A 13,597-nucleotide genomic window follows, 5' to 3' on the forward strand; every position below is an offset into this window, starting at 1 on the left:
CTGTTTCGGTCGCGCCCACCAAGGGGCTAGAGGATGTCAAAGAGCGGCTGACGCCGCCCTTTTTCGTGGTTTCCCTGAGAGCTGCCGCGCCTCGGGCAGCCGGTGTCACCGGCCCTCGAAGCCGGTCAGCACGCCGACGGCATTGATGCCGATTTCCTCGACGGCGTAGCCGCCTTCCATGACGAACAGCGTCGGCAGGCCGAGCCTGGCGATGCGGCGGCCGATCATGGGATAGTCCGACGACTTCAGCTTGAACTGGCTGATAGGATCCTTCTCGAACGTGTCGACGCCGAGCGAGACGATGACGACGTCTGGCGCGTAGGCGGCGAGCCTGGCGCAGGCGTCTTCCAGCGAGGCGCTCCAGGCGTCCCAGCCGGTGCCGAACGGCATGGGATAGTTGATGTTGAAACCTTCGCCCGCGCCGGCGCCACGCTCGTCGGCATGGCCGAGGAAGAACGGATATTCGACCATCGGGTCGCCGTGCAAATTGAGGACCTGCACGTCGGCGCGGTCGTAGAAGATCTCCTGTGTGCCGTTGCCGTGATGATAGTCGACATCGAGGATCGAGATGCGGCTGGCCCCCTGGTCGCGGAACCACTGCGCGGCAACGGCCGCGTTGTTGATGTAGCAATAGCCGCCCATGAAGCCGGCTCCGGCATGGTGGCCGGGCGGACGGCAGAGCGCGAAGGCGGAGGCTTCGCCGGCCTTGACCAGGCCCGCGGCGGTCAGCGCGACGTCGTAGGAGGACTTGATCGCATCCCATGTTCCTTCGACGAAGGTGGCGCCGCCGTCGAAGGAATAATAGCCGAGCAGGGCGTCGACGCGCTTGGGCGGCACGTCGCCGCGCAGGCCGCGTGTCGGCCAGGTGAAGGGCATGGCTGTGCCTGTGTGGCCCTCGGCGATCCATTGCGGCCAGACCGTCGGCAGGAAATCGACGTAGTCGGCCCTGTGGATGCGCTTGGCGGCGGCAAGATCATGCTCGGCCGGCGCGATGATCGCTCCGAGTTTCTCGCTCTCGATCCGCGCCTTGATGAACTCGGCGCGCGAGGGTTTTTCGAAACCCGGCACGATCGCCGATGTGACCAGTTCCATCTGGCCGGCGTGGCCGGCGTGAAGCGGCGAATAGACAGTCTTCATGAAATTCCTCTCGAATGCGAAATCAGTCAAGGTTGAGATAGGGGGTCACCAGAGCGAGCCACATGGTTTCGACATCGTCCTCGATGAGGTCGTATGTCCGGCGATCCCTTTTCAGGCCGACAAGACGGCAGGCGTGCCCTACCTCCATCATCAGCAGGCCGAGCCGGCTGGCGACCTTGTCTTCGAGAGCCGGGTTCACGTGCCGCAGCCATGCCGCATAGAGGGCGATGATCTGGTCGTCATATTCGTTCTGGATCGGCCTCAGGTCGGCGTTGCCTGAAATCGCCTCGATCACCGGCATCAGGCTGGCATTGTCGAGATAAAGCCTGGAGGTGTCCGTGAAAAGCCTGCGTACCTCCCGCCGAAACTCCTCCCGGTTGGTGGGCGGGTCGACCCTGATGCGCCTCGCGATCACTTCGGGAAAGGATGACAGCCAGCGCCGGGCGAGGTCCAGGAGAATGGCTTCCTTGTTGGGGAAGTACTGGTAGACCGAACCAACCGACAGGCCCGCGCGCTGCGCTATGGCGAGCGTGGTCGGCGTCCTTGTGCCTTGCTCGCGGGTCAGGATCAGCGCCGCGTCGAGGATCCGGTCCACCACCTTGCTCGACCGTTGTTGGCGCGGCTGCTTGCGCGGTTCGAGCGCTATCCTGGTTTTGCGATCGAGACTGCGCTTCACGGCTTGACGTCCTCGTTCCCCGCCCAGTCCCAACATCGGCGCAGAGTGTTGTCCACAATACATTGCAAATTCCGCATGTTGACAAACGCGAATGATTAGTCGCATTCTTTTATCCACGCTGCCTTGGGGATAACAAGGGGAATTTCGAAGACAGCGCGCCGGCATCATCTTTCCCCATCGCCCCTCCCGCGGAGCGGCAGCTCGTGGGCAGTGGTTGTCGGTCTCAGTCAAAAGCGCGGAGTCGCGATGTCGGTCACGGGTGCGGGTCACAAGGCGGATCTGATCGTCATCAATGGTCGTGTGTTGACCATGGACGATGACAATCCGACCGCCGAAGCCGTTGCCGTCAAGGATGGCGCCATCGTCGCTCTCGGCAGCCACGCCTCCATCGAAGAGTTCAAGGGGCCGGCCACCAGGGTCATCGACGCCAGGGGCGGTTCGGTGATCCCGGGTTTCATCGAAGCCCACATGCATCTGTTTTCAGGCGCGGCCGAGCTTGCCCATCTCCAGTTGTCGGGCGTCCACGGTTTCGAGGCGCTGCAAAAGGCGATCCGCGACTACGCGTCGACGCACCCCGATGCCAAGATGCTGGTCGGACAGGGCGTCGACTACACCGTGCTCGGCGACGAGCGGGTGACGCGGCACCATCTCGACGCGATCCTGCCGGACCGGCCCTTCGTCATGGCCGCGCCCGATCACCATACGATGTGGGCCAACACCAACGCGCTGGACTTGGCTGGCATCCTGAATGGGCGCACGCTTGGCCCCGGCAACGAAATCGTCATGGGCGACGATGGCCTGGCCAATGGCGAATTGCGCGAGGGCGAGGCTTTCGGCCCGGTGCTCGATCTTGCCGGGGAGGGCCGGGTGCGGCTCGGGCTGGCGACGGGCGGCGAGCCAAACCCGATGCCATCGGCGGAAGAACGCGCCGCCGACCGCGACATCATGCGGCGAGGCCTCGCCTGGTGCGCGCGCCACGGCATCACCTCGATCCAGAACATGGACGGCAATCTCTACCAGCTCGAATTGCTGGCCGAGATCGAGGCCGAGGAGGGTCTGTCCTGCCGGGTGCAGATACCCTTCCACTACAAGAATTTCATGACGCTCGACATACTCGACAAGGCCTCGGCGATGGCCGAGCGCTACAATGGCGAGTGGCTGTCGTCAGGCATGGTCAAGGTGTTCTACGACGGCGTGCTCGATTCCTGGACGGCCGTCATGATCGAGCCCTATGCCGACCGTCCCGACTGGGTGGGTGAACCACTGTTCACGCCCCAGCAATTCATCGATCTCGCCGTCGCCGTCGACAGGCGCGGCCTGCAGATCGCCGTGCATTCGATCGGCGACGGCGCGGTGCGCGCCGTGCTCGACGGCTACGAGGCGGCGCAAAAGGCCAATGGCAAGCGCGACAGCCGGCATCGTGTCGAACATATAGAGGTCATCGCTGCATCTGATGTGCCGCGTTTCGCCGAACTCGGCGTCATCGCCTCCATGCAGCCGCCGCATCCGCCCGGCGCCATGGATTTTCCGCTGGAGCCGACCGTCTCGCGCATCGGGCCGGCGCGCTGGCCGCTGAGCTATGCCTGGCGCACCCTGAAGAATGCCGGCGCGCATGTCGTGTTCGCGTCGGACTGGCCGGTGTCGCCGATCGATCCGATCCTGGGCGTCCAGGCGGCAGTAATGCGCAAACCATGGGCATCAAGCGATCCGGACCAGAGCTTCTCGCTGCGTGAATCGCTTGCCGCCTACACGGTCGAGGGCGCCTATGCCGAATTCGCCGAGCACCGCAAGGGCACGCTGAAGCCAGGCTATATGGCCGATCTGGTGGTTTTGTCGGCCGACATCGAAAAAACGGCACCGGCCGACCTGCACAAGGTGCGCCCGGTAACGACGATCTGCGGCGGCAAAGTCACCTACCAGGCCTGACATGGCATGCGGCCTGCCTGCTGAAATGGCGGACTGAAATGACCGACTGAACTGTGATTCAATGCCGGACTTGCCAACCCACCGGCCGTGTGGTCACATCCAATAGGGGAAAAGCTCCGCCAGCAAGAGCGGGGTCAACAGTGAGGCGTAATCGTGCCGGACAAACCGGATCGGAATGCGATTGAAGTAGTAAACGTCAGCAAAATTTTCGGATCGGGTGAGGGGCAGGTCGCTGCCCTCGACACAGTCTCGGTATCCATCCGCGAGAACGAATTCTTCACACTGCTGGGACCATCCGGCTGCGGCAAGACCACCTTGCTGCGGCTGATCGCCGGCTTCGACTTTCCAACCGCCGGCGAAATCCTGCTTTACGGCCAGGACATCGCGCCATTGCCGCCCTTCAAGCGGCCGGTCAACACCGTCTTCCAGTCCTATGCGCTGTTCCCTCACATGACGGTGGCAGACAATATCGGCTTCGGCCTGGAGATGCTGGGCAAGCCCAAGGCGCAGATCAAGGCGCGCGTTGCCGAGATGCTGAAGCTGGTCAAGATGGAGGCGCTGGCGGGCCGGCGCACCGGCCAGATTTCCGGCGGCCAGCAGCAGCGCGTGGCGCTGGCCCGGGCGCTCGCGCCGCAACCGAAGGTGCTGCTGCTCGACGAACCGCTCTCCGCCCTCGACTACAAGCTGCGCAAGGAGATGCAAATCGAGTTGAAGCGGCTGCAGCACGAGACCGGCATAACCTTCATCTTCGTCACCCATGACCAGGAAGAAGCGCTGACGATGTCGGACCGCATCGCGGTGATGTCGTCGGGCAAGATCCTGCAAGTCGGCTCGCCGTGGGATATCCACGACAAGCCTGCCGAACGCTTCGTCGCCGACTTCATCGGCGAGACCAATTTTCTCACCGCGGCCATATCAGGCACCGGCAACGGCAAGGCGCGCGCGACGCTCAAATCCGGCACAACCATCGAGGCGACCGTTGCCGAAGGCTTCCAGCCAAAGGACAACGCCACCGTGGTGGTGAGGCCGGAGCATGCCAAGCTGACCAGGAGCAAGGGCGACCTGGCGGGCACGGTCGACAACATCGTCTATTTCGGCACCGACACGCATATCCATGTCCAGCTCGACAGCGGCGAAGCCTTCACCGTGCGCCAGCAGAACACGCGCAGCGCCGGCTGCGGTTTCGAGCGCGGCGACAAGGTCGGCATCCTGATCGGCAACGACGCCGCGCAAGTGCTGAGGGACTGATGGCCACCGCCGAAGAAGTCGCCAAGGCAGCGGAGCGGCGCGACGTCCGCGCCCGCTGGTTGCTGTCAGCGCCGGCGCTGCTGGTCATTCTGCTCGCCGCGACCGGCCCGTTGCTAATCGTGCTCGTCTATTCGTTCCTGACGCCCGGCGCCTATGGCGACGTGAAGTGGCAATTTTCGCCGGAAGCCTGGGTGTCGGTGTTCATGGAACGCGACATTTTCGACGACACGCTGTCGCTGGCGGCCGCCCACGTCACCATCTTCCTGCGCTCGATCAAGCTCGCGGTGGTGACGACGCTGGCGACTTTGGCGCTCGGCTTCCCGACCGCCTATTTCATGGCGACGCGCAGTGAAAAGACCAGAGATCTCTGGCTGTTCCTGATCACCATCCCGTTCTGGACTAACCTTCTGATCCGCACTTTCGCTGTTCTGCAGATCATCCGCAACGAAGGCATCGTCAATACCATCCTTCTGAAGCTCGGCATCGTCTCGGCGCCGGTGCAGATCCTCTACACCGACACGGCGATCCTGATCGGCATGGCCTATGTCTACCTGCCGCTGATGGTGCTGCCGATCTATGCCAGCATGGAAAAACTCGATTTCCGGCTGGTCGAGGCCGGCTACGATCTCTACGCGACACGCTTCAAGGTGCTGCGCAAGATCATTTTCCCGCTGGTCAAACCCGGCGTCATCGCCGGCTCCATCCTTGTCTTCATTCCGGCCCTCGGCGCCTATGTGACGCCGAGCGTGCTTGGCGGCGGCAAGAACATGATGCTGTCCAACCTGATCGAATTGCAGTTCGGACAGGGCCGCAACTGGCCGCTTGGCTCGGCGCTTTCGATCACGGTCATGATCATCGTCATGGTGGCGCTGCTGGCCTATGTGCGCAACGCCGGCAAGTCAGGGGTGCGTCATGGCTAGCAACTTCTCCATCAAGCACCAGCCGGGCTTCACCGCGATCGCGGCGACCTGTTTCGTGGTGCTCTATCTGCCGATCATCGTGCTGGTCATCTACGCCTTCAACGCGGCGAGCTCGACCTCGGAATGGGGCGGGTTTTCGCTCAAATGGTTCCAGTCGGCCTGGCAGAACACGCAGGTCATCGATGCGACGATGCGTTCCTTCCAGATCGGCGCCATAGCGGCGGCCCTTGCCACCATCTTCGCCACGATGGCCGCGCTCGCCACCACGCGCACACCGCCCTATCCCGGGCTGACCTTCAAATACGCGGCCATCAACCAGCCGCTGATGGTGCCCGAAATCGTCACCGGCGTGGCCCTGCTGATCTTCTTCTCGCGCATCAAGATCTTCACCGGCTATTCCGGCCTTGGCTACCTGATCGCCGCGCATACGGCGTTCTGCATCCCGTTTGCCTACCTGCCGATCCGGGCGCGGCTGGAGAATATGGACCTGACGCTGGAACGCGCCGCTGCCGACCTCTATGCGACGCCGTGGAAGACCTTCCGCCGCATCACGCTGCCGCTTTTGTGGCCCGGCATCCTCGCCGGCCTGATGCTGGCTTTCGTCATCTCGCTCGATGACGTCGTCATCACCGAATTCGTCAAGTCGGGCGGCCAGGACACGCTGCCCACCTACATGCTCGGCCAGATCCGCCGCGGCATCACACCCGAGATCAACGCGATATCGACCGCCTTCCTGCTGCTTTCGGTCGCGATCGTCACGTTGTTTTTCTTTGTCAGCAGGAAACGAGACTGAAACCGATAATGGGAGTTAAAACGATGAACTGGAAGACAACAGCGTCCGCCATGGGGTTGGCGTTGCTCGCTTCGACGGGCCTTGCCCGCGCCGACGGCGTGCTCAACATCTACAATTGGGGCAATTACACCAGCCCCGACGTGATCAAGAAGTTCGAAGCCAAATACAACGTCAAGGTGACCATCACCGACTACGATTCCAACGACACGGCGCTCGCCAAGGTTCGCCAGGGCGGCACCGGCTTCGACATAGCGGTGCCCTCGCAGACCTACGTGCCGATCTGGATAAAGGAAGGCCTCGTCCAGGAGACCGATCCGGGCAAGATGGAGAACGCGAAGAACATCGCGCCCGAATGGGCCAATCCTGAATTCGATCCGGGCCGTAAATACACGGTTCCGTGGGCCTGGGGCACGATCGGCGTCGTCGTCAACACCGACGCCTACAAGGGCCCGGCCAACACGTGGGGCATCATCTTCAACACGCCCGACGAGTTGAAGGGTAAGGTCAACGTCGTACCGGAGATGGGCGACGTGATGTTCGCCGCGATCAAATATGTCGGCGGCCAGCAATGCACCAACGACAAGACGGTGCTGAAGAAAGTACGTGACCTGCTGGTGGCGGCGAAGCCGAACTGGATCGCCATGGAATACAACACCATAGAGAAGATGGGCGCCGGCGACTTCAAGGCAACCAGCGACTGGAATGGCTCGGCTTTGCGTCAGCGCCTCGCCAACCCGGCCATCCACTTCAACTACCCGAAGGAAGGCTATGGCCTGTGGAGCGACAACGTCGTCGTCCTGAAAGAGGCCAAGAATGTCGAGAACGCCAAGCTGTTCCAGAACTTCATCATGGATCCGGAAAACGCGGCCGGCCTCTCGGCCTTCCATCGTTACGCCAATGCCATCGCCGGTTCGGACAAATACATGCCGGCCGACATGAAGGACGCGCCGGAAGTCGTCATTCCGGCCGACGCCAAGCCGCTTGGCGAACTGCAGCAGATGTGCGCGCCAGAGACGCAGGAACTCTACACCAAGATCTGGACCGAACTGCAGAAGTAATCGCCGCATGACGGACCCGGCGGCACATGCCGCCGGGTCTTTTCCGTTTCCGGGAATAGCTTTCATGGACTCCTATCGCAACAGCGATCCGCGGCCGCCGATCATGCAGGGCTCGCCGCCCGCCATGGTGCCACCAAGGCTCGACTGGGACAGGCCGCCCTGGAACCGCTGGGCTTTCCAGCACATCAGGGAAATTCTGCCGACCGTCGAAGTCTGGCGCGGCAACGGCCACCGTCACCGCCTCGAACGCGCCGAGGTCGATCTCGACGGGCTGCCGGTCGAGGACAGCACGGGACGGAAGACGACGCTCGCGGGCCTGCTGGACGAGACCTATACGGATGGCTTCCTGGTGCTCAAGGACGGCAAGATAGCCTTTGAGCGCTACTTCAACGGCATGGACGAGCGCACGCTGCATCTGTCGCAGTCGATGGCCAAGTCGGTCACCGGCTCGGTGTTCGGCATACTGGCCGGGCGCGGGCTGGTCGATCCGGCGAGGCCGGTCGCCGATTACCTGCCCGAGCTGAAGGCAACCGGGTGGGCCGGCGCCAGCGTCCAGCACGTGCTCGACATGACGAGCGGAGTGCGCTTTTCCGAGGAATATACCGATCGCTATTCCGATATCGGCCAGGTCGATGTCGCCACCGGCTGGAAACCGGTGCCGCCGGGCAGCGACCCGGACTTTCGCTGGCCCGCGCACATGTTCGAGCTGATCCTGGGCTTGACGGAGACGGTCCGGCCACATGGGGCGGCATTCGAATACCGCTCGGTCGAAACCGATGTGCTCGCGTTCATCATGGAGCGGGTGACCGGCAAGCGACTGGCACAGCTGGTTTCGGAAGAACTCTGGCAAAAGCTCGGCGCCGATGAAAGCGCCTGCTTCACCGTCGACAGCGCGGGCTACGCACTGGCCGATGGCGGCTTCAACGCGACGCTGCGCGATTATGCCCGCTTCGGCCAGCTGATCCTCGACAATGGCGGTGGCATCGTGCCTGCCGATTGGATCGAGGCGACGCGCAGCGGCAGCCACGGGCCGGGCTTCAGTCCGAGCCTGCCAGAGGGCAGCTACCGCAACCAGTTCTGGATCGAGAATCCACATTCGCGGGCGCTGATGTGCCGGGGCGTGTTCGGGCAGATGATCCACATCGACTGGAATACGCGGATGGTCGTGGTCAAGCTTTCGAGCTGGCCGGATTTCAGCAACGTCGCCTATTCCATGGCGACGCTGAAGGCCGTGCATGCCATCGCCGCCGCGCTGAGCTGAACCCCCACAAGACACGACCTGGAAGGAAATGCCATGACCGGCAAGACCGCGTTCGAGACCCGTTACGGCTTCCGCCGCAACCAGGTGCTGCTCGCCAACTGGCGGGAAAATCCGTTCAACCGATGGTCATTCCAGAACGTCGGCGAGCTGGTGCCGAGCGCGCGTGTCGCCGCCCTGCCGGTCAACGAGGCGCCGGCCGAGGATTTCGGCGGATTGCTCGACGAAAAGATCGCGGTGGCGAGCACGCCGGAAACCGTCGCGGCTTTTCTCAGCCGCTCGCACACGGATGCGCTGACCGTCATGAGAGGCGGCAGGATCGTCGGCGACTGGTTTGCGCCGCATATGGATTTCGGCGCCCGCCACATCATCTTTTCGATCAGCAAGTCGGTGACCGCGATCATGGCCGGCATATTGGAAGGCGAGGGCGTGTTCGATCCGGAAGCCCCGGTGACGGCCTACATACCGGAAGCCGGCGATTCGGCCTATGGCGAGGCTACCGTGCGGCATGTGCTCGATATGAGTGTCAGCCTCGATTTCGAGGAGGCCTACCTCGATCCCGAAAGCGCCTTTGCCCGCTACCGGCGCGCCACCTTGTGGAACCCGGGCGGCGGCACGGAAAGCCTGCGTGAATTCCTCCTGACACTGCAGCGGCTCGCCGAGCCGCATGGCCAGACCTTCCGCTACCGGTCGCCCAATTCCGACCTGCTTGGCCTGCTGCTCGAACGGGCGTCCGGCCAGCGCTTCGCCGACCTGATGCGCGAGAAACTGTGGCTGCCGCTGGGTGCTGCCGGCGAAGCTTCGGTGGCGGTCGACATGGAGGGCACGGCGCGCACTGCCGGCGGCATCTCGGTGACGCCGCGCGATCTGGCGCGCGTCGGCGAGATGATGCGGCAAGGGGGCACTGCGAATGGCCGCCGCATCGTGCCCGAGGCCTGGGTGCGCGACACCACGGTAACCGGCGGCAGTTCTGAAGCCTGGCAGCGTGGCGCCATGCTGCCGCTGTTTCCCAAGGGCCGCTACCGCAACAAATGGTACCAGACAGGACATGAGAACGGGGCCTATTGCGGCATCGGGATCCATGGCCAGTGGCTCTATGTCGACCCCCGGACGGAAGTGGTGATCGCCAAGATGTCATCGCAGCCCGAGCCGGTCGACGATCCGCTCGATCTCGAGATCGTCGCATTCTTCGAAGCGCTGAGCCGGATGGTCTGAGCGGCCGCAACATTAGGGCGCGCTTTCCTGTGGACCTCTGTCGCCGGTGAAACCGCGAAGGTTGGCGGGCAGGATAACTGCGCCTATGGTCGCCGCTCTTTTCGAGAAGAGCAGGAACGGCATGGCATCCGACATCAAGCGCATCGCAGCCATTATCGCGACCGAGATCACAGCGCGGCCCGAACAGGCCGCCGCTGCCATCGGGCTGCTCGACGAAGGCGCGACCGTGCCGTTCGTGGCGCGCTACCGCAAGGAGGTGACGGGCGGGCTCGACGACACGCAATTGCGCCTGCTGTCGGAGCGTCTTGCCTATCTGCGTGAGCTCGACGCGCGGCGTGACACCATCCTTGGCTCGATCCGGGAGCAGGGCAAGCTGACCGACGAGCTTGAATCCAAGCTCGCCTCCGCCGTCACCAAGGCCGAGCTCGAAGACATCTACCTGCCCTACAAGCCCAAGCGCCGCACCAGGGCGGAGATCGCCCGGGAGCGTGGGCTGGGGCCGCTGGCGGAAGCCATCCTGGCCGACCGCTCGCTGGTGCCGGCGGAACTCGCACTGGCCTATCTGACCGAGGACGTGGCCGACGCCAAGGCGGCACTTGAGGGTGCGCGCGACATAGTGTCGGAGCAGTTCGCCGAGAATGCCGACCTGGTCGGCAAGCTGCGAAGCTACATGAAGGAACGCGCCTTCATGCGCGCCAGGGTGGTCGACGGCAAGCAGGAGGCGGGTGCGAAATTCTCCGATTATTTCGACCATGTCGAGCGCTGGGCCACCGTGCCGAGCCACCGCGCGCTGGCGATGCTGCGCGGCCGCAACGAGGAGGTGCTGTCGCTCGACATCGAGGTCGATGCCGACGACTCTTCGCCGGTGAAGCCGGTAGAGCGGATGATCGCCAATGCCTACGCCATCGGCGGCAGCCTGCCGGGCGATCGCTGGCTGATGGAGGTCGCAGGCTGGACCTGGCGCATAAAACTATCCCTGCACCTGACGCTCGATCTGATGCGCGACCTGCGCGAACGGGCCGAGGAAGAGGCGATCCACGTCTTCGCCCGCAATTTGAAGGATCTGCTGCTCGCCGCCCCCGCCGGATCGCGGCCGACGATGGGGCTCGACCCTGGCATCCGCACCGGCGTCAAGGTCGCGGTGGTCGACGGCACCGGCAAGCTGGTGGCGACGACAACGGTCTATCCGTTCCCGCCCAGGAACGATGTGCGTGGCACGCAGGCGGAGCTCGCCAAGCTCGTTCGCCTGCACAAGGTCGAGCTGATCTCGATCGGCAATGGCACCGGCAGCCGCGAAACCGAGAAGCTGGTGGCCGACATGCTGTCCGACATGCCTTCCGACGGCGGGCCGAAGCCGCTCAAGGTGATCGTCAGCGAGGCCGGCGCTTCGGTCTATTCGGCTTCGGCGACGGCGGCGGCGGAATTCCCCGGTCTCGACGTATCATTGCGCGGTGCGGTGTCGATCGCGCGCCGCTTGCAGGATCCGCTGGCCGAACTGGTCAAGATCGAGCCGAAATCGATCGGCGTCGGCCAGTATCAGCACGATGTCGACCAGTACCGGCTTGGCCGCTCGCTGGAGGCGGTGGTCGAGGACGCCGTCAACGCGGTTGGCGTCGATCTCAACACGGCTTCGGCGCCGCTTCTGGCGCGGGTTTCAGGGCTCGGGGCGTCGCTCGCAGACGCCATCGTCGCGCATCGCGATGCCACCGGCCCGTTCGCCAGCCGCAAGGATTTGCTCAAGGTCTCCCGCCTCGGGCCGCGTGCGTTCGAGCAATGCGCCGGCTTCCTGCGCATCCCGAACGGCTCCGAGCCGCTCGACGCCTCGGCCGTGCATCCGGAAGCCTACGGCGTGGCCAAAAAGATCGTCGCCGCCTGCGGGCGCGATGTGCGTTCGCTGATGGGCGACAGTGCGGCGCTGAAGGCGCTCGATCCGCGCGTTTTCGTCGACGAGCGGTTCGGCCTGCCGACGGTGCGCGACATTTTGACCGAACTGGAAAAGCCCGGCCGCGATCCGCGCCCCGGCTTCAAGACGGCAACCTTCGCCGATGGCATCGATGACATCAAGGATCTGAAGCCCGGCATGCTGCTGGAAGGCACCGTCACCAATGTCGCCGCCTTCGGCGCCTTCGTCGACATCGGCGTCCACCAGGACGGGCTGGTGCACGTTTCGCAACTGGCCGACCGTTTCATCAAGGACGCGCATGAGGTGGTCAAGGCCGGCGACGTGGTCAAGGTGCGGGTCGTCGACGTCGACATCAAGCGCAAGCGAATCGCGCTTTCCATGCGCAGGGATGGTGGCGAGGGCAGCGCATCGCGCGGCCCGCGAGACAATGGCGGCGGCAGGCCGGCGCCACGCTCGCCCGCGCCGCAGCGCCAGCCGGAGCGGCCGCCACAGCAAGGTGCGTTCGGCGCGGCGTTGGCGGATGCGTTGAAGCGGAAGTAGCTACCACGCCAGAACAGCCGGGTCCTTTTCAACCTGGCTCGTCAGCCAATCTCGAAAACTCGCGACCGGCGGATGGCCGCGCTTGTCGTGCGGGACGACTAGATAATAGGCGCTGCGGCTGTGCATAGGCTGGCCGGGCGCGGGCACCAGCTGGCCGCGCTGCAACTCGCCTGAGATGAGGATTTGCGGCAGCAGAGCCACGCCCAGACCCGCCATACAGGCCTGGGCGGCGGTGCCGAACTGTTCGAACTGCATACCCGGTCCGGTCGGCGCGCTCAGGCCCTGATGCTCAAACCATTCTGTCCAGGCGCCAGGCCGCGTCGCCATGTGCAGCAGCGGCAGACGGCCGATGTCGGCCGGCGTGGCGATGGAGCGCTCGGCGAGAAATTCGGGCGACACCACCGGGGCCACCACCTCCCGCACCAGCAGCGTCGAGTCTGCCTCGGGCCAGTCCGGCAGGCCATAATGGATGGCGGCATCCAGCCGCTCTCTGGCGAAGTCGAAGCGGCCGACGCGGGTGACGAAGTTGATGGTGATGTCGGGATTGTTGTCGACGAAGTCTGGGATCATCGGCATCAGCCAGCGCGTGCCGAAGGTCGGCAGGATTGCGAGGTTCAGGATGCCGCTATGCCGATTACTCATCAATCCAAGGGCTGCGTCGCGCAATTGGCCAAGTGCCGAACGGACCACTTCGGCGTAGGTTTCGCCCGCCGCCGACAGCCGGACATTGCGGCTGTCGCGCTCGAACAGCCGGCGGCCAAACTGGCCCTCGATCAGCCTGATCTGCCGACTGACGGCGCCCTGGGTTAAATCCAGCTCCTGGGCTGCAGCGGTGAAACTGCCAAGCCGGGCCACCGCTTCGAAGGCGGCAAGCGCGTTGATGTTAGGCCAAAGACGACGTTGGACGCTCATGATCTATTCCT

Annotated in this window: 11 protein-coding genes; 8 read left to right on the forward strand and 3 right to left on the reverse strand. The window is 64.0% G+C overall.

Going from position 1 to position 13,597, the window contains the following annotated elements; all coding sequences use genetic code 11:
- Window positions 1-105: 105 nt before the first annotated feature.
- Together FJ946_RS12445 and FJ946_RS12450 are read right to left on the reverse strand one after the other, a co-directional pair.
- The gene (locus FJ946_RS12445; protein WP_140566261.1) at window positions 106-1,137 is read right to left on the reverse strand and encodes a histone deacetylase family protein; all 1,032 of its coding nucleotides are present in this window, start codon (window positions 1,135-1,137) and stop codon (window positions 106-108) included.
- A gap of 22 nt (window positions 1,138-1,159) precedes the next feature.
- Complete coding sequence (locus FJ946_RS12450) at window positions 1,160-1,813, reverse strand: TetR/AcrR family transcriptional regulator (RefSeq protein WP_140560339.1); 654 nt, start codon at window positions 1,811-1,813, stop codon at window positions 1,160-1,162.
- Between the two features lie 246 nt (window positions 1,814-2,059).
- Between FJ946_RS12450 and FJ946_RS12455 the strand changes: the two genes are divergently transcribed.
- The 8 genes from FJ946_RS12455 (at window position 2,060) to FJ946_RS12490 (ending at window position 12,674) form a co-directional block, all read left to right on the forward strand.
- Window positions 2,060-3,739, forward strand: coding sequence for an amidohydrolase (locus FJ946_RS12455; protein ID WP_140566264.1), 1,680 nt, complete (start codon window positions 2,060-2,062; stop codon window positions 3,737-3,739).
- Window positions 3,740-3,892: 153 nt separating this feature from the next.
- Window positions 3,893-4,987: an ABC transporter ATP-binding protein gene (locus FJ946_RS12460; RefSeq protein ID WP_140732228.1), complete on the forward strand. Its 1,095-nt coding sequence runs from the start codon at window positions 3,893-3,895 to the stop codon at window positions 4,985-4,987.
- A complete protein-coding gene (locus tag FJ946_RS12465; protein ID WP_140522306.1) occupies window positions 4,987-5,907 on the forward strand; it encodes an ABC transporter permease in 921 nt (306 codons plus the stop codon). The genes FJ946_RS12460 and FJ946_RS12465 overlap by 1 nt, the downstream gene beginning before the upstream one ends.
- Window positions 5,900-6,700 carry an ABC transporter permease gene (locus FJ946_RS12470; RefSeq protein ID WP_140496194.1) on the forward strand — a complete coding sequence of 267 codons (801 nt, stop codon included), beginning with the start codon at window positions 5,900-5,902 and terminating at the stop codon, window positions 6,698-6,700. The genes FJ946_RS12465 and FJ946_RS12470 overlap by 8 nt, the downstream gene beginning before the upstream one ends.
- 23 nt (window positions 6,701-6,723) lie before the next feature.
- Window positions 6,724-7,758, forward strand: coding sequence for an extracellular solute-binding protein (locus FJ946_RS12475; RefSeq protein WP_140566266.1), 1,035 nt, complete (start codon window positions 6,724-6,726; stop codon window positions 7,756-7,758).
- Window positions 7,759-7,822: 64 nt separating this feature from the next.
- Complete coding sequence (locus FJ946_RS12480) at window positions 7,823-9,019, forward strand: serine hydrolase (protein WP_140566269.1); 1,197 nt, start codon at window positions 7,823-7,825, stop codon at window positions 9,017-9,019.
- Between the two features lie 33 nt (window positions 9,020-9,052).
- Window positions 9,053-10,231 carry a serine hydrolase gene (locus FJ946_RS12485; protein WP_140566272.1) on the forward strand — a complete coding sequence of 393 codons (1,179 nt, stop codon included), beginning with the start codon at window positions 9,053-9,055 and terminating at the stop codon, window positions 10,229-10,231.
- A gap of 121 nt (window positions 10,232-10,352) precedes the next feature.
- Window positions 10,353-12,674, forward strand: a complete 2,322-nt coding sequence (locus tag FJ946_RS12490; protein ID WP_140513926.1) for a Tex family protein — start codon at window positions 10,353-10,355, stop codon at window positions 12,672-12,674.
- Here the strand turns inward: FJ946_RS12490 and FJ946_RS12495 are convergent, their stop codons facing one another.
- The gene (locus FJ946_RS12495) at window positions 12,675-13,586 is read right to left on the reverse strand and encodes a LysR family transcriptional regulator (protein ID WP_140566274.1); all 912 of its coding nucleotides are present in this window, start codon (window positions 13,584-13,586) and stop codon (window positions 12,675-12,677) included.
- Window positions 13,587-13,597: the final 11 nt, after the last annotated feature.

This window comes from Mesorhizobium sp. B2-4-7, assembly GCF_006442685.1.
Taxonomy (GTDB): Bacteria; Pseudomonadota; Alphaproteobacteria; order Rhizobiales; family Rhizobiaceae; genus Mesorhizobium.

Excerpts from the sequence above, each read along its gene's own strand:
- FJ946_RS12455 (WP_140566264.1), top strand. The coding sequence starts at position 2,060 with ATGTCGGTCACGGGTGCGGGTCACAAGGCGGATCTGATCGTCATCAAT.
- FJ946_RS12445 (WP_140566261.1), bottom strand. The coding sequence starts at position 1,137 with ATGAAGACTGTCTATTCGCCGCTTCACGCCGGCCACGCCGGCCAGATG.
- FJ946_RS12465 (WP_140522306.1), top strand. The coding sequence starts at position 4,987 with ATGGCCACCGCCGAAGAAGTCGCCAAGGCAGCGGAGCGGCGCGACGTC.
- FJ946_RS12485 (WP_140566272.1), top strand. The coding sequence starts at position 9,053 with ATGACCGGCAAGACCGCGTTCGAGACCCGTTACGGCTTCCGCCGCAAC.
- FJ946_RS12495 (WP_140566274.1), bottom strand. The coding sequence starts at position 13,586 with ATGAGCGTCCAACGTCGTCTTTGGCCTAACATCAACGCGCTTGCCGCC.
- FJ946_RS12470 (WP_140496194.1), top strand. The coding sequence starts at position 5,900 with ATGGCTAGCAACTTCTCCATCAAGCACCAGCCGGGCTTCACCGCGATC.
- FJ946_RS12490 (WP_140513926.1), top strand. The coding sequence starts at position 10,353 with ATGGCATCCGACATCAAGCGCATCGCAGCCATTATCGCGACCGAGATC.
- FJ946_RS12475 (WP_140566266.1), top strand. The coding sequence starts at position 6,724 with ATGAACTGGAAGACAACAGCGTCCGCCATGGGGTTGGCGTTGCTCGCT.
- FJ946_RS12480 (WP_140566269.1), top strand. The coding sequence starts at position 7,823 with ATGGACTCCTATCGCAACAGCGATCCGCGGCCGCCGATCATGCAGGGC.